General features: G+C 70.9%; 17 protein-coding genes. 13 read left to right on the top strand and 4 right to left on the bottom strand.

All coding sequences use genetic code 11. The features are described from left to right. Positions 1-154 precede the first annotated feature (154 nt). The 3 genes from FXF51_RS19070 to FXF51_RS19060 all read left to right on the top strand — a co-directional run bounded on the left by FXF51_RS19070 (position 155) and on the right by FXF51_RS19060 (position 2,435). Positions 155-799, top strand: coding sequence for a response regulator (locus tag FXF51_RS19070; protein WP_148435837.1), 645 nt, complete (start codon positions 155-157; stop codon positions 797-799). Between the two features lie 94 nt (positions 800-893). Beyond that, positions 894-1,313, top strand: a complete 420-nt coding sequence (locus tag FXF51_RS19065) for an ATP-binding protein (RefSeq protein WP_148435836.1) — start codon at positions 894-896, stop codon at positions 1,311-1,313. A 93-nt stretch (positions 1,314-1,406) separates the two neighbouring features. Next, complete coding sequence (locus FXF51_RS19060; protein ID WP_148435835.1) at positions 1,407-2,435, top strand: PAS domain-containing sensor histidine kinase; 1,029 nt, start codon at positions 1,407-1,409, stop codon at positions 2,433-2,435. A 7-nt stretch (positions 2,436-2,442) separates the two neighbouring features. On the opposite strand, the gene FXF51_RS19055 is transcribed toward FXF51_RS19060, so the two are convergent. Continuing rightward, positions 2,443-4,740, bottom strand: coding sequence for a phosphoketolase (locus FXF51_RS19055; RefSeq protein ID WP_148435834.1), 2,298 nt, complete (start codon positions 4,738-4,740; stop codon positions 2,443-2,445). Between the two features lie 53 nt (positions 4,741-4,793). Here FXF51_RS19055 and FXF51_RS19050 point away from each other — a divergent pair, with 53 nt between their 5' ends. The 6 genes from FXF51_RS19050 (at position 4,794) to FXF51_RS19025 (ending at position 11,157) form a co-directional block, all read left to right on the top strand. Further along, complete coding sequence (locus FXF51_RS19050; RefSeq protein WP_148435833.1) at positions 4,794-6,500, top strand: IlvD/Edd family dehydratase; 1,707 nt, start codon at positions 4,794-4,796, stop codon at positions 6,498-6,500. A 106-nt stretch (positions 6,501-6,606) separates the two neighbouring features. Continuing rightward, entirely contained in the window at positions 6,607-8,238 is a 1,632-nt protein-coding gene (gene pgi, locus FXF51_RS19045; protein WP_148435832.1) for a glucose-6-phosphate isomerase, read from the top strand. A gap of 1 nt (position 8,239) precedes the next feature. Continuing rightward, entirely contained in the window at positions 8,240-9,607 is a 1,368-nt protein-coding gene (gene zwf / locus FXF51_RS19040) for a glucose-6-phosphate dehydrogenase (protein ID WP_148435831.1), read from the top strand. A gap of 27 nt (positions 9,608-9,634) precedes the next feature. Beyond that, positions 9,635-9,988: a GerW family sporulation protein gene (locus tag FXF51_RS19035; protein WP_148435830.1), complete on the top strand. Its 354-nt coding sequence runs from the start codon at positions 9,635-9,637 to the stop codon at positions 9,986-9,988. A 6-nt stretch (positions 9,989-9,994) separates the two neighbouring features. Beyond that, positions 9,995-10,534: a hypothetical protein gene (locus FXF51_RS19030; protein WP_148435829.1), complete on the top strand. Its 540-nt coding sequence runs from the start codon at positions 9,995-9,997 to the stop codon at positions 10,532-10,534. Next, the gene (locus FXF51_RS19025) at positions 10,531-11,157 is read left to right on the top strand and encodes a LysE family translocator (RefSeq protein ID WP_148435828.1); all 627 of its coding nucleotides are present in this window, start codon (positions 10,531-10,533) and stop codon (positions 11,155-11,157) included. Before FXF51_RS19030 ends, FXF51_RS19025 begins: the two co-directional genes overlap by 4 nt. On the opposite strand, the gene FXF51_RS19020 is transcribed toward FXF51_RS19025, so the two are convergent. Then, the gene (locus tag FXF51_RS19020) at positions 11,154-11,876 is read right to left on the bottom strand and encodes a VIT1/CCC1 transporter family protein (RefSeq protein WP_148435827.1); all 723 of its coding nucleotides are present in this window, start codon (positions 11,874-11,876) and stop codon (positions 11,154-11,156) included. The genes FXF51_RS19025 and FXF51_RS19020 overlap by 4 nt on opposite strands. A 243-nt stretch (positions 11,877-12,119) precedes the next feature. Between FXF51_RS19020 and FXF51_RS19015 the strand changes: the two genes are divergently transcribed. Beyond that, complete coding sequence (locus tag FXF51_RS19015) at positions 12,120-12,737, top strand: Uma2 family endonuclease (RefSeq protein WP_187414447.1); 618 nt, start codon at positions 12,120-12,122, stop codon at positions 12,735-12,737. 52 nt (positions 12,738-12,789) lie between these two features. Here FXF51_RS19015 and FXF51_RS19010 read toward each other — a convergent pair whose 3' ends face one another. Both FXF51_RS19010 and pulA read right to left on the bottom strand, forming a co-directional pair. Continuing rightward, on the bottom strand, positions 12,790-13,437 hold the full coding sequence (locus FXF51_RS19010; RefSeq protein WP_262379646.1) for a hypothetical protein: 648 nt from the start codon (positions 13,435-13,437) through the stop codon (positions 12,790-12,792). Between the two features lie 151 nt (positions 13,438-13,588). Beyond that, positions 13,589-16,450, bottom strand: a complete 2,862-nt coding sequence (gene pulA, locus FXF51_RS19005) for a pullulanase-type alpha-1,6-glucosidase (RefSeq protein WP_262379676.1) — start codon at positions 16,448-16,450, stop codon at positions 13,589-13,591. A 282-nt stretch (positions 16,451-16,732) separates the two neighbouring features. Here pulA and FXF51_RS19000 point away from each other — a divergent pair, with 282 nt between their 5' ends. Genes FXF51_RS19000 through FXF51_RS18990 form a run of 3 tightly spaced genes read left to right on the top strand, consistent with a single transcriptional unit; the run spans position 16,733 to position 19,842 of the window. After that, entirely contained in the window at positions 16,733-18,019 is a 1,287-nt protein-coding gene (locus FXF51_RS19000; RefSeq protein ID WP_148435824.1) for an extracellular solute-binding protein, read from the top strand. Positions 18,020-18,022: 3 nt separating this feature from the next. Then, positions 18,023-19,000 carry a carbohydrate ABC transporter permease gene (locus tag FXF51_RS18995; RefSeq protein WP_148435823.1) on the top strand — a complete coding sequence of 326 codons (978 nt, stop codon included), beginning with the start codon at positions 18,023-18,025 and terminating at the stop codon, positions 18,998-19,000. Beyond that, positions 18,997-19,842: a sugar ABC transporter permease gene (locus FXF51_RS18990; protein WP_262379644.1), complete on the top strand. Its 846-nt coding sequence runs from the start codon at positions 18,997-18,999 to the stop codon at positions 19,840-19,842. The genes FXF51_RS18995 and FXF51_RS18990 overlap by 4 nt, the downstream gene beginning before the upstream one ends. The last annotated feature ends 74 nt before the right edge of the window (positions 19,843-19,916 follow it).

Raw genomic sequence — 19,916 nt, 5'->3', positions numbered from 1 at the left:
TTGGGCTCGGCAGGCTTCAGCAGCACCGCAGGTGTGACAGTGACCTGCGGCGTACGCACCGCACGTGCAAGACTGCTCTAGGTGCCCGGACCACGGCGAGGCAGCAGCACAGGCACCCGCCACCGACTCAGCGACCCCCAAGGGACTACGCACCATGCCGACCGCCGCTCCGATCCGGCTGGTTCTCGTGGAAGATCACGCCATGGTGGCGGAGGCCATCGGCCTGGCGCTGGGCAGGGCGCCCGACATCGAGGTGGTCGCGCAGTCCGGGAGCATCGCCGGAGCACTGGCCGACACCGGCAGGTGCCAGCCCGACGTCGTCGTGCTCGACCGCAGGCTGCCCGACGGCGACGGCGTGGCCGCGATCGGCCGGCTGGCGGCGGTGGCGCCGAGGGCGCGGGTGCTGGTGCTGACCGGCGAGGCGACCGCGTCCGTGGCCGCCAGGGTGGTGGCGGCCGGTGGGGCGGGGCTGGTGGTGAAGTCGTCGCGGCTGGGCGAGCTGGAGTCGGCGGTGCGGGAGGTGGCCGCCGGCGGGGTGGTCTTCGCGCCCGGCCTGCTGCCCGGCGTGCTCGACCGGCTGACCGGCCGCGCGGGTCACGTGGGCTCGGCGCTGACCGCCCGTGAGCGCGAGACGCTGCTGCTCCTGGCGGAGGGCGCCAGCACGTACGAGATCAGCGACCGGCTGGGCGTGGCCCGCAACACGGCGCGCAACCACGTCCAGCACGTGCTGGAGAAGCTGGGCGCCCGCTCGAAACTGGAAGCGGTGGCCCTCGCCCGCCGCGACGGATTGTTGGATTGACGCATTTGTACTAGTCCGGGTCCCATAGCTGCATCAGATGTCATGAGGCGCTTGCGTCTCGTGACCAGCTACGCGGCTCCCCGAGAGTAGATGCGTGGAAGGTGAGGAGGCCGAGCGTTACCAGGTGGACACCAAGTTGCCGGAGGAAATGGGCAGCATCACGGTGGCACGCCGCCTGGCGGGAACGGTCCTGAAGGAGTGCGATTACCAAGGGCGTCACGAGGACGTCCTGCTCGTCGTGTCCGAGTTGGTGACGAACGCGCTCGTCCACGGGGACGGCCCGCCGGCGTTACGCGTCAGAGCGAGCACGTCGCAGGTGCGGATCGAGGTGGGCGACACCGGCGTGGCGCTGCCCGAGACCCGTGAACCGGGGCCGTTGAACGGGTGGGGGCTGCACGTCGTCCGGCTGCTGTCCACCGGATGGGGCATCTCGCCCGGTCAGGACGGCAAGGTGGTGTGGTGCGAGCTGGCCGCCCGGCTTGCCCCGCTTCAGGTGCGGCCGTCCGAAGCGTGAGAGGGCCCGGCACGGTGGCTCTCACAGTGGCTCTCACGGTGGCTCTGCGTTGATCGGGTTTGGCTCTGCGCTCATGTCGTGCAAGGCTGCGGTATGCCCGAGCACGATCCCTCGCGGGAGGATATGCGGCTGCTCGTCCAGAGCATCCGCGACTACGCCATCTTCATGCTCGATCCCCGCGGCGTGATCGTGAGCTGGAACCTCGGGGCCGAACGTATCAAGGGATACACGGCCGACGAGATCATCGGCACCCACTTCTCGGTTTTCTACCCGCCCGAGGCGATCGAGCGCGGCACACCCGCCGCCGGCCTCCGGGCGGCCGCCGCCGACGGCCGGTGGGAGGAGGAAGGCTGGCGGGTGCGCAAGGACGGCACCCGCTTCTGGGCAAGCGTGACCCTCACCGCCCTGTACGACGAGAGGGGCGGCCTGCGCGGATACGGCAAGGTGACCCGCGACCTGACCGAGCGGCGCAGCATGGCCAGAGCCCTCGACGAGCGCGGCATGCTGCTGGCCCGCCTCGTCCAGGCGCAGGAGCGGGAGCGCAGGCGCATCGCCTCCGACGTGCACGACGACACCATCCAGTCAATGATCAACGTCGGGATGCGGCTACGCCTGTGGGGCCAGGAACTGCCCGAGGAGTACGCCGGCGTGGTGCGGGCGCTCGGCGGCGTCGTGGACGGTGCCGTGGGCCGCCTGCGCGAACTGGCCTTCGACCTGCACCCGCCGGCCGGGGGACTGATGGCCAGTCTGAACGACTACCTGCGGGAGCTGATGCCGGGTGACGGCCTGGCCTTCGAGCTGAGCGGCCGCCTGGACGCCGAGCCGCCCTACGAGGCCGCCGTGACCGTCTACCGCATCTGCCAGGAGGCGCTGACCAACGTCCGCAAGCACGCCGGGGCGAGCCGGGTCGTCGTGGAGCTGGCCTCGCTCGACCGGGGCGTGCACGTCCGCGTCCGCGACGACGGCGCGGGCCTGGCCGCCAAGGACGGCGAGGCCATGCACTACGGGCTGGCCGAGATGCGGGAGCGGGCGGAGGCGGCCGGCGGGTGGTGGACCATCGACGGGCCGCCCGGCGCGGGCACCACGGTGGAGTTCTGGGTCCCCGCGGTACCGCGCGCCTAGCCGCTGCTCAGGACGGGTGCGGCCACGTCCACGACCTGATGTCGGCCGGGTCCTCACCGTGGTCCCGCGTGTACGCGCGGGCCCGCAGCCGCTCGTCGCTCATGTGCTGGCGCAGGTGCGCCGCCTTGCTGCCGAGCCCCGGGACCCGGTCGATGACGTCCATCACCAGGTGGAAGCGGTCGATGTCGTTGAGCATGCACATGTCGAACGGCGTCGTCGTGGTGCCCTCCTCCTTGTAGCCGCGCACGTGGATGTTGGCGTGCCCGTGCCGCCGGTAGGTGAGCTGGTGGATCAGCGACGGGTAGCCGTGGAAGTTGAAGATGATCGGCTTGTCGACGGTGAACAGCGTGTCGAACTCGGCGTCCGGCATGCCGTGCGGATGCTCCGACGGCGGTTGCAGCCGCATCAGGTCGACCACGTTCACCAGCCGGACCTTCAGCTCGGGCAGATGCTCGCGCAACAGCGCCGCGGCGGCCAGCGTCTCCAGGGTCGGCACGTCGCCCGCGCAGGCCAGCACCACGTCCGGCTCGCTGCCCTCGTCGGTGGAGGCCCACGGCAGGATGCCGAGCCCGCGTGTGTTGTGCGCGATGGCCTCCTCCATCGTGAACAGGTCGAGCACCGGCTGCTTGCCGGCCACGATCACGTTCACGTAGTCCCTGGAGCGCAGGCAGTGGTCGCCCACCGACAGCAGCGTGTTCGCGTCCGGCGGCAGGTAGACCCGCACCACCGAGGCCTTCTTGTTGACGACCACGTCGAGGAAGCCCGGGTCCTGGTGGCTGAACCCGTTGTGGTCCTGCCGCCACACGTGCGACGACAGCAGGTACGTCAGCGACGCCACCGGCCGCCGCCACGGGATCTTCTGCGACGACTCCAGCCACTTGGCGTGCTGGTTGAACATGGCGTCCACGATGTGGATGAACGCCTCGTAGCAGTTGAACAGCCCGTGCCGCCCGGTCAGCAGGTAACCCTCCAGCCAGCCCTGGCACAGGTGCTCGCTCAGCACCTCCATGACCCGGCCGCCCGCGCCCAGGTTCTCGTCCGTCGGCAGCGTCTCGGCGTCCCACGCCCTGTCGGTCACCTCGAACACGTCCGACAGCCGGTTCGAGGCCGTCTCGTCCGGCCCCATCAGCCGGAACGTGCTGGGGTTGGCGGCGATCACGTCCCGCAGGAAGCCGCCCAGCACCCGCGTCGGCTCGCTCGCCTGCTCGGCCGGCGCCTTGACCTCCACCGCGAGCCTGCGGAAGTCGGGCAGCCGCAGCGGCTCCAGCAGCTCGCCGCCGTTGGTGTGCGGGTTCGCGCTCATCCTGCGCTCGCCGCGCGGCACGGTGACCAGGACGTCCTCGACCGGCTTGCCGTCCGAGCCGAACAGCTCCTCCGGCCGGTACGAGCGCATCCACTCCTCCAGCATGGCCAGGTGGCTCGCGTTCTCCCTGACCTTGGCCAGCGGCACCTGGTGCGCGCGCCAGGTGCCCTCGACCGGCTTGCCGTCCACCTCCTTCGGCCCGGTCCACCCCTTCGGCGTGCGCAGGATGATCATCGGCAGCCGGTCGGCGTCGCCCGCCTTGTACGCCGCCATCTCCTCGAACGCGGTGTCCAGCGCGCCCGCCATCTCCCCGTGGTCGGCGCCGACCAGGTGGGGGCGGTAGCCGTACCCCTCCATGAGCTTGAGCAGCTCCTGCTCGGGGATCCGCGCCAGCACCGTCGGGTTGGCGATCTTGTAGCCGTTCAGGTGCAGGATGGGCAGCACCATCCCGTCGCGGCGGCGGTCCAGGAACTTGTTGGAGTGCCAGCTCGCGGCCAGTGGGCCGGTCTCCGCCTCGCCGTCGCCGATGACGCACGCCACGACCAGGTCGGGGTTGTCGAACGCGGCGCCGTACGCGTGCGCCAGCGCGTACCCCAGCTCGCCGCCCTCGTGAATGGAGCCCGGTGTCTCCGGCGCGACGTGGCTCGGGATGCCGCCGGGGAAGGAGAACTGGCGGAACAGCCGCCGCATGCCCTCCACGTCCTGCGACACGTCCGGATACCGCTCGGAGTACGACCCTTCGAGCCACGCGTGGGCCACCGCCGCCGGGCCGCCGTGACCGGGGCCCGCGATGTAGATCATGTCCTGGTCGCGTTCGCGGATCACCCGGTTGAGGTGCGCGAAGCAGAAGTTCAGGCCCGGCGTCGTCCCCCAGTGGCCGAGCAGGCGCGGCTTGATGTGCTCGGGGCGCAGCGGCTCGGTGAGCAGGGGGTTGTCCAGCAGGTAGATCTGCCCGACGGACAGGTAGTTCGCCGCCCGCCAGTACGCGTCTATATGGTCCATGCCCCTGCTGATTCCTCAACAGAGCAGGATGAATCCCCGATAGGGTGCCGAACATGGAGTTCAGGAGTTCACGCTGGTACGCAGGAAACGACCGGAACTCCTACATCCACCGGGCCTGGATGCGCCGCGGCCTGCCACCCGAGGCGTTCGAGGGCGGCAAGCCGCACATCGCCATCGCCAACACCGCCTCCGACCTGACCCCCTGCAACTCCCACCTGAACGAGGTGGCCCAGAGCGTCGTGCACGGCGTGTGGGAGGCCGGGGGAGTGCCGCTCAACCTGCCCGTCGTCTCCCTCGGCGAGACGAACGTGCGCCCCACCGCCATGCTGTGGCGCAACCTGGCCGCCATGGCCACCGAGGAGATGCTGCGCGCCAACCCCATCGACGGGGTGGTGCTGCTCGGTGGCTGCGACAAGACGATCCCGTCGCTGCTCATGGCCGCCGCCTCCGTGGACCTGCCCGCCGTGGTGGTGCCAGGCGGGCCGATGCTGACCGGCCACTTCCGGGGCGCGCCGCTCGGCTGCGGCACCGACGTGTGGCGGCTCAGCGAGGAGGTGCGCGCGGGCACCCTGTCCCGCGAGGCGTTCCTGCGCTCGGAGTCGTCCATGATCCGCAGCCGCGGCCACTGCAACACGATGGGCACCGCCTCCACGATGGCGTTCATGGCCGAGGCGCTCGGCATGACGCTGCCCGGCACCGCGGGCACCCCCGCCCCCGACAGCCGCCTGCTCGAACGCTCCCACGAGACCGGCCGCCTGGCCGTCGAGCTGGTCATGGCGGGCCGTCGTCCCAGCCAGGTCATGACCAGGGGCTCCTTCCTCAACGCCATCGTCACCCTGGCCGCCGTCGGCGGGTCCACCAACGCGGTCGTCCACCTGCTGGCCATCGCCGGGCGGCTCGGCGTCGAGCTGAGCCTGGACGACTTCGACCGCACCGGCTCCGGCGTCCCCCTGCTGGTGGACCTGCAGCCCGCCGGGCGGCACCTCATGGACGACCTGTTCAGGGCCGGCGGCCTGGCCGCCGTGCTGAAGGAGGTCGAGGACCTGCTCGACCCCGCCGCGATCACCGTCACCGGGCGGCCGCTCGCCGAGCACCTCGACGGGGCCGGGATCTGGGACGAGGACGTCATCAGGCGCCGCTCGAACCCGTTGCTGCCGGACGCCGGCATCGCCGTGCTGCGCGGCAACCTCGCGCCCTCCGGCGCGGTGATCAAACCCGCCGCCGCCTCGCCCGAGCTGCTGCGCCACCGCGGCCGCGCCGTCGTCTTCGACAGCGTCGAGGACGTCCACGCCCGGCTCGACTCGCCCGACCTCGACGTGGACGAGACCTCGGTGCTGGTGCTGCGCGGCTGCGGCCCCAAGGGCTACCCCGGCATGCCGGAGGTCGGCAACCTGCCGCTGCCCGCCAAGCTGCTGGAGAAGGGCGTGCGCGACATGGTGCGCATCAGCGACGCCCGGATGAGCGGCACCGCGTACGGCACGGTCGTCCTGCACACCGCGCCCGAGGCGGCGGCCGGCGGGCCGCTGGCCAGGGTGCGCACCGGCGACCCCGTCGTGCTCGACGTGGCCGCCCGCCGCCTCGACGTGGACGTCCCCGACGCCGAGCTGAACGCGCGCGAGCCCGTCACGAACGGGTACGCCAGGCCCGCGCGCGGCTGGGAGCGCCTCTACGTCGAGCACGTCACCCAGGCCGACCGGGGCGCCGACCTCGATTTCCTGATCGGATCGAGCGGCGACCGGGTGGGCCGCGAATCCCACTGAGCTGATAAAACACCGCTCCGCCATGCGCGGAATCAACGGCGGGGGGTAGGCAGTTACGGGACGATGGAACCAGGCATGATCGGTTTGGCGACGCGAGGAGGAACGCGTGAACGGCGACATCACCCAGACCCAGGAATGGGCGTCCCTGGGTAAGCACCACGAGGAGCTGGCGGGCAGGCATCTGCGTGAGCTGTTCGCGCAGGACCCGGGCCGCGCCGGGCGGATGACCGTCACGGCGGGCGACCTCTACCTCGACTACGCCAAGCACCGCGCCACGCAGGAGACCATCGGCCTGCTCACCGCCCTGGCCGAGCGGGCCGGGCTGCGCGAGCGGGTGGCGGCCATGTTCTCCGGTGAGCACATCAACGTCAGCGAGGACCGCGCGGTCCTGCACGTCGCGCTGCGCCTGCCACGTGACGCCAAGCTGGTCGTGGACGGGCAGGACGTCGTGTCCGACGTGCACGAGGTGCTCGACAGGATGAGCGCCTTCGCCGGCCGCGTCAGGTCGAAGGAGTGGAAGGGCGCCACCGGCAAGCCCATCGAGACCGTCGTCAACATCGGCATCGGCGGCTCCGACCTGGGGCCCGCCATGGCCTACGAGGCGCTGCGCGACTACGCCGACGCCGGCATCACCGCCAGGTTCGTCTCCAACATCGACCCGGCCGACATCACCGGCAACCTCGCCGGCCTCGACCCCGCCACCACGCTCTTCGTGGTCAGCTCCAAGACCTTCACCACGCTGGAGACGCTCACCAACGCCAGGGTCGCGCGCCGCTGGCTGGTCGACGCGCTCGGCGAGGACGCCGTCTCCCACCACTTCGTGGCCGTCTCCACCAACGCCGCCAAGGTCGCGGAGTTCGGCATCGACACCGACAACATGTTCGGCTTCTGGGACTGGGTGGGCGGCCGCTACTCCTACGACGGCGCCATCGGCCTGTCCCTGATGATCGCCATCGGGCCCGAGCGGTTCCGCGAGATGCTGGCCGGCTTCCACACCATCGACGAGCACTTCCGCACGGCCCCGTTCGAGGCCAACATGCCGGTGCTGATGGCCCTGCTCGGGATCTGGTACACCGACTTCTTCGACGCCGAGACCCGCGCCGTCCTGCCCTACAGCCAGCGGCTGCACCGCTTCCCCGCCTACCTGCAGCAGCTCACGATGGAGTCCAACGGCAAGTCGGTGCGCGCCGACGGCACCCCCGTCACGGCCAAGACCGGCGAGATCTTCTGGGGCGAGCCCGGCACCAACGGCCAGCACGCCTTCTACCAGCTCCTGCACCAGGGCACCCGGCTCGTGCCCGCCGACTTCATCGGCTTCGCCGAGCCGTACGAGGACCGCGAGGGCATGCACGACCAGCTCACCGCCAACCTCTTCGCCCAGACGACGGCGCTGGCGTTCGGCAAGACCGCCGAGGAGATCGCCGCCGAGGGCACCGCGGCCGAGATCGTGCCGCACAAGGTGATGCCGGGCAACCGCCCCACCTCCACCATCCTGGCGCCCAAGCTCACGCCGTCCACGCTGGGGCAGCTCGTCGCGCTCTACGAGCACATCGTGTTCGTCGAGGGCACCATCTGGGGCGTCGACTCCTTCGATCAGTGGGGCGTCGAGCTGGGCAAGAAGATGGCTCTCGACCTGGCGCCCGCGCTGACCTCCGGCGAACCGCCCGCCACGTTCCCCGACACCTCAACGGAACAGTTGATCCGCAAGTACCGGGAGCTGCGCGGAAGGCGCGTCTGAGATGGCGCGAGCCGGCGCGCTCGTCCTGTTCGGCGTCACGGGCGACCTCGCGCGCAAGATGCTGCTGCCCGCGCTCTACCACCTGATGGCCGACGGCCGGCTCGACCTGCCGGTCATCGGCGTGGCCAAGACCGACCTCGACCTCGACGGGCTGCGCGAGCACGCCCGCGAGGCGTGCGGCGGCGTGCACGACGCGGCGTTCGACAAGCTGGCCGGGAATCTGCGGCTGGTGGCGGGCGACTACGGCGACCCCGGCACGTTCGAGCGGCTGCGCGAGGAGGCCGCGGGCAAGGGCTTCCTCGTGCACTACCTGGCCGTGCCGCCGGCGCTGTTCTCCCCGGTCGCCGAGGGGCTGGCCGCCGTCGGGCTCAACCGCGACGCCCGGCTGGTGGTGGAGAAGCCGTTCGGGCACGACCTCGCCTCGGCGCGCGAGCTCAACGACGACCTGCTGCGCCACTTCGACGAGGATCACCTGCGCCGCGTCGACCACTTCCTGGGCAAGGAGCCGGTCGAGGACCTCATGGTGTTCCGGTTCGCCAACACGCTGCTGGAGCCCATCTGGAACCGGTCGCACATCCGCAGCGTGCAGATCACCATGGCGGAAGACTTCGACGTGCGCGACCGGGGCGCCTTCTACGACGCCAACGGCACCGTCCGCGACGTGGTGCAGAACCACCTGCTGCAGCTCCTGGCCATCCTCGCGATGGACCCGCCGCCGTCCACCGACGCGCGGGCCCAGCTCGACGAGAAGTGGCGGGTGCTGCGCGCGGTGCAGGCCCTCGACCCCGCCGACGTCGTACGCGGCCAGTACGACGGCTACCTCGGCACCGACGGCGTGCGCCCCGGCTCCACCACCGAGACCTACGTCGCGCTGCGCGCCTACATCGACAACTGGCGCTGGGCCGGGGTGCCCTGGTGCATCCGCTCCGGCAAGGCCCTGCCGACCACCGACCTGGAGGTCGTCGCCGAGCTGCGCCGGCCGCCGGTGACCATGTTCGGCAACGGCGGCGCGCCGGAGAGCCCCAACCTGATCCGGTTCCGGCTGCAGCCTGACGCCGGGGTGACGTTCGACCTGCTGGCCAAGGAGCCGGGCAAGCAGCACGCCCGGCCGGTGCCGGTCAGCGTCGACTTCACCAAGGTGCTCGGGCCGATGGAGGCCGCCTACGAGCGCATCCTCACCGACGCGGTCAGCGGCGATCCGCGGAGGTTCGCCCGGTTCGACCTGGTAGAGGAGTCGTGGCGGATCGTGCAGCCGGTGCTCGACGCGGAGGACAAGCCGCTGCCGTACGAGAAGGGGTCCTGGGGGCCTGAGCCGGCGGAGAAGATCGCGCCCGGCGGGTGGCACGAGATTTCCACGACGTTCGACTGACCGGCGTCCCGGGGTGACGATGGGGAGATGGACATCATGGAACTGGTGGAACAGTCGAAGGACGCCGCGACGGTCAAGCGCGTCTTCGGCGAGCCGATCCAGCACGGTGACGTCGTCGTCATCCCCGTGGCCAGGGTCGCCCAAGGAGGCGGCGGAGGCCAAGGCCAGGGCAAGGACGCGAAGGGTGAGGAGGGAGGGGGCAGCGGCGGCGGCTTCGGCTTCAGCGCGACGCCGGCCGGCGTGTACGTGCTCAAGAACGGTGACGCCCTGTGGCGGCCCGCCGTCGACGTCAACCGCATCGTCATCGGCGGCCAGATCGTGGCGGTCGTGCTGCTGCTGACCCTGCGGGCCATCTTCAAGAAGTGGCGCCGCAGGCGCTGACGACACGTGCTCATCGACCTGCTCGACGACGCCGAGCTGCCCGGCGATCTCTTCCTGGTCCCCGGCTCCAACCTGCCGGTGCGGCTGGCGAGGCTGGGCGGCTCGGCGACGCTCGTCCGCTTCCCGCCCGGCTGGGTGCGGCCGGAACGCGGCCACTACCTGGCCGGCGAGGAGTTCGTCGTGCTGTCGGGCGAGCTGCACGTGTCGGGCATCACGTACCTGCCGGGGCAGCACGGCTGGCTGCCCGCCGGCACGCTGCGCCACTCCGGCGCCGCCCCGCACGGCGCGCTGGCGTTCACCTCCTTCTCCGGCCAGGCCACCTGGGTCCGCAGCGACCGCGACGAGCCCGACGGCCCGGCTCAGCGCACGCCGCTCGAAAGCGTCGTCATCCCGCGCGGCGGCCTCCCCCTCACCCCGCACTCCGCCCTGCTCGACCTGCCCATCCCGCTCAGCCGGGCCGCCGAGGTGGTCACGGTGCCGACCTGGACGTGGGAGCGGTCCGCCTTGATCCCGGAGGGACGGGTGCTCGTAAGGTGGACGCCATGACTTCTATGGCACAGATCGCGGCTTTCGGCGGAGTTGTCCTGCTCGGCGCGATGTCGCCCGGCCCCGACTTCGCGGTGGTGGTCCGCCGCTCGGCCGTCTCGGGCCGCGCGCACGGCATGGCGGCCGCGGCGGGCATCGCGGTGGGCGTGTTCGCCTGGGTGGTGGCCGCGGCCACCGGCGTGGCGGCGCTGCTGGCCGCCTCTGCCGTGGCGTTCACCGTGGTCAAGGTGGTGGGCGCCGCGTACCTGCTCTACCTCGGCGTCAGGTCGCTGCGGGCCGCCTGGCGCGGCGGCGGCGCGCTCAACCTCGACGTGCCCGACCCGGGCGGGCGCGGCTCCTGGGCGGCCTTCACCGAAGGCCTGCTGACGAACGTGCTCAACCCCAAGGCGGCGCTGTTCTTCGTGGCGCTCGTGCCGCAGTTCCTCGGCTCGGGAGTGTCGGTGATGGCGCTGTCGGGGGTGGCGCTGGCGGGCACCGTCGCGTGGTTCCTGGTGGTGGCGAACGTCGTGGGCACCCTACGCAAGGTGTTCGCCCGGCCCGCGGTCCGGCGGGCCGTGGACGGCGTGACGGGCGCCGCCCTCATCGGCCTCGGCGTCAAACTCGCCACCTCCACCCGCCCCTAGGACACGGCGACGCCCAGCAGGTTGCCCAGCCCGTACGTGACGGTGGCCGCCCCCACGCCCAGCGCGAGCTGACGCAAGCCGCCCAGCCACCACGGCCGGGCCGTCATCACCGCCACGGCGGCGCCGAACCCGAACAGCGCCACCACGCTCAGCACCAGCGCCAGCAGGAGCCCGGACGCCCCGAACAGGAACGGCGCCAGCGGCACCAGCGCCCCGGCCGAGAACGCGCCGAACGACGACGCGGCGGCCACGTAGGGGGAGGGCAGATCGTCCACGTCCACCCCCAGCTCCTCGCGCACGTGCACCCGCAACGCCTGCTCGGGGTCGGCCGACAGCCCGGTGGCCACCCGGTCGGCCAGATCGGGGTCCAGCCCCCGCGACCGGTACAACGCGGCCAGCTCGGCCCGCTCACCCTCGGGGTTGCGGGCCAGCTCCCGCCGCTCCACGGCGATCTCCGCGCGCATCAACTCGGTCTGCGACTTCACGGAGGTGTACTCGCCGGCGGCCATGGAGCAGGCACCGGCGATCAAACCCGCGAAACCGGCCAGCACCGCGCCCTGCCCTGCCCCTGCCGCGCCGACGACGCCGGCGATCAGCGCGAAGTTGGAGACCAAGCCGTCCATCGCGCCGAACACGGCGGGGCGGAGCCAGCCGCCGGTCACGTCGCGGTGGCTGTGGTGGTGTTCGGGGGATTCGGGGCGGACAAGCTCGATGGTCATCAAAACCTCCACATATGTGATCTCTCCTCTCAAATTTGGCATATCCGAACAGGGGTTCGCAACGAAGGGAAGGCTTGCCTGAGCTGGGAAGGGTTGCGGATAGTGTTCGATCCTTTTCTTTCGGTGTTCGAAGTGAGTCAAGCGCTGGTAATGTTGCCATGTCACTCGGTGTGATCGCGTGAACGCGTATGGCCGTGACGGGACGCGGCATGCGAGACTCGGCTCATGAAAGGTGGCGAGGACATGAGTGCTCTGCCGATCGAGGGGTGGCTGGCAGCGCATCCGCCACCCGCGCGAGCCGCGTTGTTCCCGCTCAGTCGCGTTTCCGGTTACACCGTCGATGACTGGCTCAAGCTGCCCGAATCCCGGGAGCGCATCGAGTTGATCGACGGGAGTTTCCAGGTGAGCCCAGCGCCCATGGGGTTGCACGCTCTGTGCGCCGGCGGCCTGCGATCGATTCTCGCCAGGGCGCTGAAGCCGGACCTTGTAGCGGTGGAGACAGTCAACGTGATGGTGGGTGAGGACGGCCTCATTCCCGACGTCGCAGTGCTCCCGCGGCAACTCGTGATGTCACGCATGGTCGTCTTCCCTGCAGCGGAGGTCCTCGCGGTGGCCGAGATCGTCAGCCCCGGGCCCAGCAGCAGAAGGCGTGACTACGAGATCAAGCCACTGAAATACGCCGAGGCCGGCATCGAGCTCTTCATCAGAGTCGAGCTTGACGGAGCCGACGCTCCGCAGGTCGAAGCACTACGGCTGGGGCGCCAAGGTTACGAGCCGGTCGGTCGAGCCGCGGCCGGGGAGCGACTGACGCTGCCCGACCCCGTCCCCGCCTCCTTCGACCCGGCCGACCTCCTGCTGTGACAGCCCGCCGCGGCGCCGCCACGACGACGCCGCAGCGACCCACGAACCGGGCTCAGGCGTGGACGGGAGCCTCGACGGCAGGCGCTTCGGCGGACTGGCCGCCGCGGATCAGCGCCGAGCACTCCTCGATGGTCTCCTCCAGCAGCCCGCGCAGCAACGCGTCCGGGTCGGAGATGCACGCCTGCACGATCCCCACCACCGCGAGCTGCACCGCGTTGGGCGCCGCGTACCGGCGGAAGCCCTTCTCGGTGATCCGGGCGGCCCGGCTGAAGCGCCTGGCCTGCTCGGCCGCGTGCGGCACCTCTTCCATGGCGCGGCGGCTGCGCTCGCTGAGCCGTCCCGACGGTGCGCCGTCGAGCCGGGCGAGAATCTCCTCGGCGGCGAGGACGGACACGGCGAGGGCGAGCTGGCGCTCGGCCGCCGCCACCGGCAGGGCGGTGGTGGCGCAGCGGAGCGCGATGTGCGCGTCCACGCGCAGGTCGTCGCTGGCCAGGCCGATGATGGAGGGCACCAGCCGGACGAGCTTGGCCCGGCTCTCGTCGCTGGTGTTGTCGTTCACCAGGCGGGCGAGTGCGGCCAGCAGCGGGTGGGTGCAGGCCGGGTGGTCGCTCCAGCGTTCTCCGGCCAGGTAGGAGGCCAGCTCCATGAAGCAGGCGCCCCGCTTCGGGTTGCGATGCCTGCCGCGGGAAAGAACCGGCATGTGATCAAGGTGATTGTCCACGGGTGCTCCACTGCTCCACGCGATCGCCGTCGCTCCAGCGCCGTTCATCCAGTCTGCGCCGGAGTGCGGCTCAATGCCAGTGATGCGGGGTGTTCTTCATGAACGTTCCCTCTACCCGCCCGCGTCACACTCACACGCCTACGAAGACGGCGACGGTGCGGGCCGGGACGGTGAGCGTGCCGGTGGCCGGGTCGAAGGACGAGGTGCGCACGACCGGGTCGTCCGAGCCCGCCTGAACGGGGTGCAGCGCCACCCGCTGCCCCGCCAGCGACGGCATCGCCTGCGTGTGCTGTGACGGGGTCGCGTTGAAGACGACGGTGACGGACTTCCAGCGCGGGTCGAGCCCCTCGGTGTCCACGTGCATGGCGATCACGCCCTCCGCCGAGCCGGGGAACGACAGCCGCCGCTGCACCTCCTCCAGCGTCCCGAGCGCGAATGCCGGTGACGACGCCCTGATCCGCAGCAGCTCGCCGTACCGGGAGCGGGCGGCGCGGATGTCGGCGCAGCCCGGCTTCAGCGCCGGGTCGGCGAGCAGCGGGCGGGCGTAGGGCCACTTGGGCTCGTTGCCGGCCCGGGGCGGCAGGCCGGCGCCGAAGCCGTTGCCCTGCGCGCAGTCCCACAGCAGCCGGTTGAACCAGTCGCCCGAGTCGTAGGAGTTGCGGTCGAGCGACTTCGAGCGCAGCCGTTCGGTGCCCGCGTGCACGAACGTCGTCCCCTGCGCCAGCACCGCGGTGGCCAGCGACAGCGCCTGCATGCGGACCCGGTCCGCCATCGGCGTGTCCTGCGGCAGCTTGTAGGCCAGCGCGTCGAACAGCGTCTCGTTGTCGTGCGCGTCCACGTACGTCACCGCCTCGCCGGGCGCGGCCGTGTACCCGGCGGGCGAGCCGTTGTAGTCGATCTCCGAGCCCTTCTGGCCGGACGGCAGCACGTAGTCGCGCAGGTTCCCGGTCAGGCCGACCCTGATCAGGTCGGCGTAGCGGGCCAGGCGGGCGCGCTGCTCCTCGGCCGTGCCGTTGGCGGGGGAGCCGTTCGGCGCGCCGGCGAGCCCGGAGCCGAAGCCCTGCACGCGCGGGTCGGCGTCGAACGGGCTGCCGCCGCGCACCGCGTCACGCAGCCGGTCGGTGAACGTGCCGATGCCGGTGCCGGCCAGGTTCGCCTGCGTGGCCTGCTCGAAGCGGGCGCCGTCGGCCACCTCGCCGAAGTTCCAGCCCTCGCCGTACAGGATGATCGACTTGCCGTCCACGCCGTCGCGGGCCGGGGTCAGCTCGTCGAGTGCGCGGCGGACGGCGAGCAGGTTCGCCTTCGGGTGGTGGCCCATGAGGTCGAAGCGGAAGCCGTCGATCTTGTACTGCTTCGCCCACGTGACGATCGAGTCGACCACGAGCTTGCCCATCATCAGGTGCTCGGGCGCGGTGTTGGCGCAGCAGGTGGAGGTGGCCACGGCGCCGTCGTCGAGGAGCCGGTGGTAGTAGCCGGGCACGATCGGGTCGAGCACGTCGGTGGAGTGGGTGTGGTTGTAGACGACGTCCATGACCACCCGCAGCCCCGCCCGGTTGAGGCCGGCGACCATGCCGCGGAACTCCTTGATCCGCTCGTCGGGACGGGTCGCGTACGAGCCCTCGGGCACCGTGTAGTGCAGCGGGTCGTACCCCCAGTTGAAGGAGTCCTTCGCGGCCGTGCGCGCCACGCACTCCTGCTGCTGCTCGGAGTCGGGCGGCAGCGCCGCCAGGTCGCAGGACGGCTCCGTCCGGTCGGCGGCCCGCTCGGGCACCGTGGCGAAGTCGAACGCGGGCAGCAGGTGCACGTGCGTCAGCCCGTCGGCGGCCAGCGCCCGCAGCTCCCGCAGGCCGGCGCCGTCGTGCTGGAAGGCCGCGTACGTGCCGCGCAGCGCGGCAGGGACGCCGGCGTCGGAGGCGGAGAAGTCGCGCACGTGCAGCTCGTAGACGGCGGCCCTGTCCTGCGGCACGGCGGCGGGCTTGACCAGCCGGTCCCAGCCGGGCGGCCGGTGCGCGGCGGCGTCGAGGCTGACGAGCCTGCTGCGCCCGCCGTCGGCGGTCACGTCCAGGCTGTAGGGGTCGGTCACCTCGTTCGTGACGACCGCGCCGGCCGCGGGGGAGTAGACGGTGACCAGGTACGTGTACTCGCGGCCGAGCCAGGACGGCAGCCCGCGCACCGACCACACGCCGCTCTCGTCGTCGCGCCGCATCCGGTGCACGGTCCGGCCGCCGGAGCCGTACAGGGCCAGCTCGACCTTCCGCGCGGTCGGCGCCCACAGCGCCAGCCTGGGAACGCTCTGCCCGGACGGCCCCAGCGTGGCGGTGGCGGCCTTCGCGTACAGGTCGTCCAGCACACCAGGGATCTGCACGCCGGTCGCGGCCAGCAGCGTGCCCGCCGCGTCCCGCTCGACGGCCGCCACCTGGCCGCGCAGCGCCTCCCGGACGAGGCCGGCGTCGCGCGGGTCCACCTTCAGCGCCTGGTACGCGGCCAGGTGCGGCCACCCGCGCCGCTGCTCCTCGCTCAGCGCGCCGGGCGCCAGCCGGATGAGCCGCAGGTCGCCGGTCAGGTCGCCGCCGTCGTAGGCGAGGTCGCCCGCCGGGCTGAAGGCCAGGAAGTGCCGCAGCGACGGGTCGGCCCGCCAGGCCACCGTGTCGCGGTCGATCCAGTGCGCCCTGGCCTTGCTCAGGTCGGCGTCGGCGGCCGTGGCGGCGGGGCGCGGCAGCAGGAGGTCCTCCGCCCCGGCCGGCCGCCACACCTCGTGGCCCGGCGTGGACACGTCGAGCGACTGGTCGCCGGGCAGATCCTTGTCGTCGCCCTGGTGAATGATGTAACTCAGGCTCTTCGCCCCCTCGGCGAGCGGCACCTCGAACACGGCCCCGAATGCGTCGGCACGCGCCGGCGGCAGCGGCGAGGCCCATCCGGTGGGCTCGGCGGCGCCTGCCTGCGCGTGCAGTCCCCAGTCGTGATGGTTCCCGTCCGGGCCGCGGTAATGCAGGAAGCCGATCTTTGCAACGCTTTCTGGAAATTACTGAAATGAGGCAAACCCCATCGTGGCGCGCACGGTAGCTGACGTGGCGCGGTCCAGGGTTCACAATGAGTCGCGGCCTCCGGGCAGGCCGCTCTGACCAGCCAAAACGCCGTAGATTCCGGGCATCCGAGCCAGGAAGGACTCATGTAACAACTTGCAGAATCCTTGCGCCGCCATCTAGAGATCAGCGTCACGTCGGCGTAACCTCCGGCTTACTCCGACCTCCGACCGAGCTGCGAGGAGCAGGACATGCGACGACTCTTACCGTCCGCGGCGGCTGTTGCGGCACTCGTCCTGATGGTTTCCGCCTGTGGCGGCGGTGGTGAGACCGCCGCGCCGCCCACCCAGGTATCCGATCCGTCCCAGGTGAGCGGTGAGGTGACGTGGTGGGACACGACGCGTCCCGACAGTGAGGGGCCGACGTTCCAGGCGTTGATCAAGGAGTTCCAGGCCAAGTATCCGAAGGTCAAGGTCAACTATGTGAACGTGCCCTCGGACCAGGCGCAGAACCAGTTCCAGACGGCCGCGCAGGCCGGCAGCGGCGCGCCGGACGTGATCAGGTCCGAGGTGGCGTGGACGTCGCAGTTCGCGTCGCTGGGCTACCTGCAGCCGCTGGACGGCACCCGCGCGGTGGACAAGCCCGAGGACTTCCTGCCAGGGCCGCTGAGCAGCACGAAGTACAACGAGAAGACGTACGCCGTGCCGCAGGTCACCGACACGCTCGCGCTGATCTACAACAAGCGGCTGCTGAAGGAGGCGGGCCACGAGGAGGCGCCCAAGACGCTCGCCGAGCTGAAGCAGACCGCGCTCGACGTCAAGGCCAAGACCGACGCGGAAGGGCTGGCGCTCAACGTCGACGCCTACTTCCTGCTGCCCTTCATGTACGGCGAGGGCGGCGACCTGCTCGACGTCACCAACAAGAAGATCGTGGTCAACTCCCCGGCGAACGTGAAGGCCATGGAGAACGTCGTCGATCTGATGAGCTCCGGCGCCGCGCCCAAGCCCGCCATCACCGACAGCTACGCCAACGCCATGACCGCCCTCAAGGAGGGCAAGGTCGCCATGATCTACAACGGGCCGTGGGCGCTGTCGGAGATCTACCAGGGCAAGGAGTTCCAGGACAAGAAGAACCTGGGCATCGCGCCCGTCCCGGCCGGCTCGGTCAAGGCGGCGGCCCCCACGGGCGGCTGGAACCTGGCCATCTACGCCGGTTCCAAGAACATCCCGGCGGCCTACGAGTTCGTCCGCTTCATGACCACCGCCGAGGCGCAGGCGAAGATCGCCAAGGAGATCAGCCTGCTGCCCACCCGCACCTCCGCCTACGCGAACCCGGACGTGCAGGGCAACGCCGACGTGGCCGTGTTCAAGCCGATCATGGACACCGCGGTGCCGCGCCCCTGGATCCCCGAGGGCGGCCAGCTCTTCCAGCCGCTGCTGGAGGGCTACCAGGGCCTGGTCAACGGCAAGCTGCAGCCCGCCGACATGCTCAAGCAGGTCGAGGAGGACTACCGCGAGATCATGAAGGACTGGAGCTGACCGGTGGCGGTCTCCACCGGAAAGGCGACGGCCGCGGGCGAGTCCGCCCGCGGCCACCGTCGTGAACGGCGGCGCTCGTTCGGCGCCCACTGGTACGCGTGGGCGATGGTCACCCCGGTGCTGGCCGTCATGCTGGTGCTGATCGGCTGGCCGCTGGCGCGCGGCGTCTACCTGTCGCTGACGGACGCCACCGAGGCCAACATCGGCCGCACCATCGGCGTGAACGTCATCCCGTCCACCTACGAGTTCGTCGGCCTGGACAACTACGCGCGCATCCTGACCAGCGGCGTCTTCTGGGACAAGCTGGTGTGGACCATCGTGTGGACGGTGGTGTGCGTCGCCCTGCACTACGGCATCGGGCTGGGCCTGGCCGTGATGCTCAACCGCCGCCTGCGCTTCCGCTCGGTGTACCGCGTGCTGCTGATCCTGCCGTGGGCGGTGCCGGCGTTCGTGGCCGCCTTCATCTGGCGCTACCTCTACAACAGCGACTACGGCGTGATCAACGGCTTCCTCAAGATGGCCGGGCTGGGCGGCGTCGGCTGGCTGGACGACCCGACCACGGCGAAGATCGCGGTGATCGCCGTGAACGTGTGGCTCGGCGTGCCCTTCATGATGGTCGCGCTGCTCGGCGGCCTGCAGTCGATCCCGGCCGACCTGTACGAGGCGGCCGAGGTGGACGGGGCGAGCGCCTGGCAGCGGTTCTGGGCGATCACGATGCCAGGCCTGCGCCAGGTGTCGACCACGGTCGTGCTGCTGGGCACGATCTGGACGTTCAACATGTTCCCGATCATCTTCCTGGTCACCCGGGGCGGGCCGGGCAGCGAGACGGAGATCCTGGTCACCTACGCCTTCCGCGAGGCGTTCACCGGGATCCGCAACTACTCGGGATCGGCGGCCTGGGGTGTGATCATCCTGATCATGCTGGTCGTGCTGGCCGTCGGGTACCGCCGTACCCTGCGCAACCAAGGAGATCCGTGGTGAGCACCCGCAAGCGCGGAGAGCGCGGCCCGCTGGCCTCCATCGGCCTGCACGCAGGGCTGTTGCTGGCCGTGGCCGTCTCCCTGTTCCCGGTCGTGTGGCTGGTGCTGACCTCGCTCAAGCCGCGCGACAGCTGGCTCTCGGCCGAGCTGCGGTTCTTCGACGAATCGTCGCTGGCCAACTACGGCCGGGTGCTGACCGGGACCGAGTTCCCGCGGTGGCTGCTCAACAGTGTGCTGGTCGCGGGGCTGACGATGGTGATCGGCGTGTTCCTGGCGGCCACCACCGGGTACGCGGTGAGCCGTTTCCGCTTCCCCGGGCACCGGTCGGTGATGTGGCTGCTGCTGATCACCCAGATGTTCCCGGTGGCCATCCTCATCGTGCCGCTGTACAACCTGATGGCCGGGCTCGGGCTGCTGAACCAGATCCCCGGCCTGGTGATCGCGTACATGACGATCGCGGTGCCGTTCTGCGCCTGGATGATGAAGAGCTACTTCGACACCGTGCCGATCGAGATCGACCAGGCCGGGATGGTCGACGGGCTGACGCCGTTCGGCACGTTCTGGCGGGTGGTGCTGCCGCTGTCGCGGCCCGGCATCGCGGTGACCGCGTTCTACTGCTTCATGACCGCCTGGGGCGAGGTCGGGTACGCCACGGTGTTCATGTCGCAGGAGGACAAGCGCACGCTGGGGGTGGGGCTGCAGCAGTTCGTCGGCCAGCACTGGTCCGACTGGGGGCTGATGACGGCCTCGGCGGTGCTCATCGCCATCCCGGCGGGCGTGGTGTTCCTGCTGGTCCAGAGGCATCTGATCACCGGCCTGACGGCCGGCGCGACGAAGGCCTGAGTTCCCTCCCGACATACGCACCATCGGCTCTCGCTTGAGTAACCGAACAATCACTTTGCGTAATCATGGTTCGC

It is taken from the genome of Nonomuraea sp. PA05 (genome assembly GCF_008086045.1).
GTDB lineage: Bacteria > Actinomycetota > Actinomycetes > Streptosporangiales > Streptosporangiaceae > Nonomuraea > Nonomuraea monospora.
Note: the sequence above shows the minus strand (reverse complement) of the source record. Positions and strands in the feature narration are given on the sequence as shown.

Excerpts from the sequence above, each read along its gene's own strand:
- FXF51_RS19070 (WP_148435837.1), top strand. The coding sequence starts at position 155 with ATGCCGACCGCCGCTCCGATCCGGCTGGTTCTCGTGGAAGATCACGCC.
- FXF51_RS19060 (WP_148435835.1), top strand. The coding sequence starts at position 1,407 with ATGCCCGAGCACGATCCCTCGCGGGAGGATATGCGGCTGCTCGTCCAG.
- FXF51_RS19055 (WP_148435834.1), bottom strand. The coding sequence starts at position 4,740 with ATGGACCATATAGACGCGTACTGGCGGGCGGCGAACTACCTGTCCGTC.
- FXF51_RS19050 (WP_148435833.1), top strand. The coding sequence starts at position 4,794 with ATGGAGTTCAGGAGTTCACGCTGGTACGCAGGAAACGACCGGAACTCC.
- zwf (WP_148435831.1), top strand. The coding sequence starts at position 8,240 with ATGGCGCGAGCCGGCGCGCTCGTCCTGTTCGGCGTCACGGGCGACCTC.
- FXF51_RS19035 (WP_148435830.1), top strand. The coding sequence starts at position 9,635 with ATGGACATCATGGAACTGGTGGAACAGTCGAAGGACGCCGCGACGGTC.
- FXF51_RS19025 (WP_148435828.1), top strand. The coding sequence starts at position 10,531 with ATGACTTCTATGGCACAGATCGCGGCTTTCGGCGGAGTTGTCCTGCTC.
- FXF51_RS19020 (WP_148435827.1), bottom strand. The coding sequence starts at position 11,876 with ATGACCATCGAGCTTGTCCGCCCCGAATCCCCCGAACACCACCACAGC.
- FXF51_RS19015 (WP_187414447.1), top strand. The coding sequence starts at position 12,120 with ATGAGTGCTCTGCCGATCGAGGGGTGGCTGGCAGCGCATCCGCCACCC.
- FXF51_RS19010 (WP_262379646.1), bottom strand. The coding sequence starts at position 13,437 with ATGCCGGTTCTTTCCCGCGGCAGGCATCGCAACCCGAAGCGGGGCGCC.
- FXF51_RS19000 (WP_148435824.1), top strand. The coding sequence starts at position 16,733 with ATGCGACGACTCTTACCGTCCGCGGCGGCTGTTGCGGCACTCGTCCTG.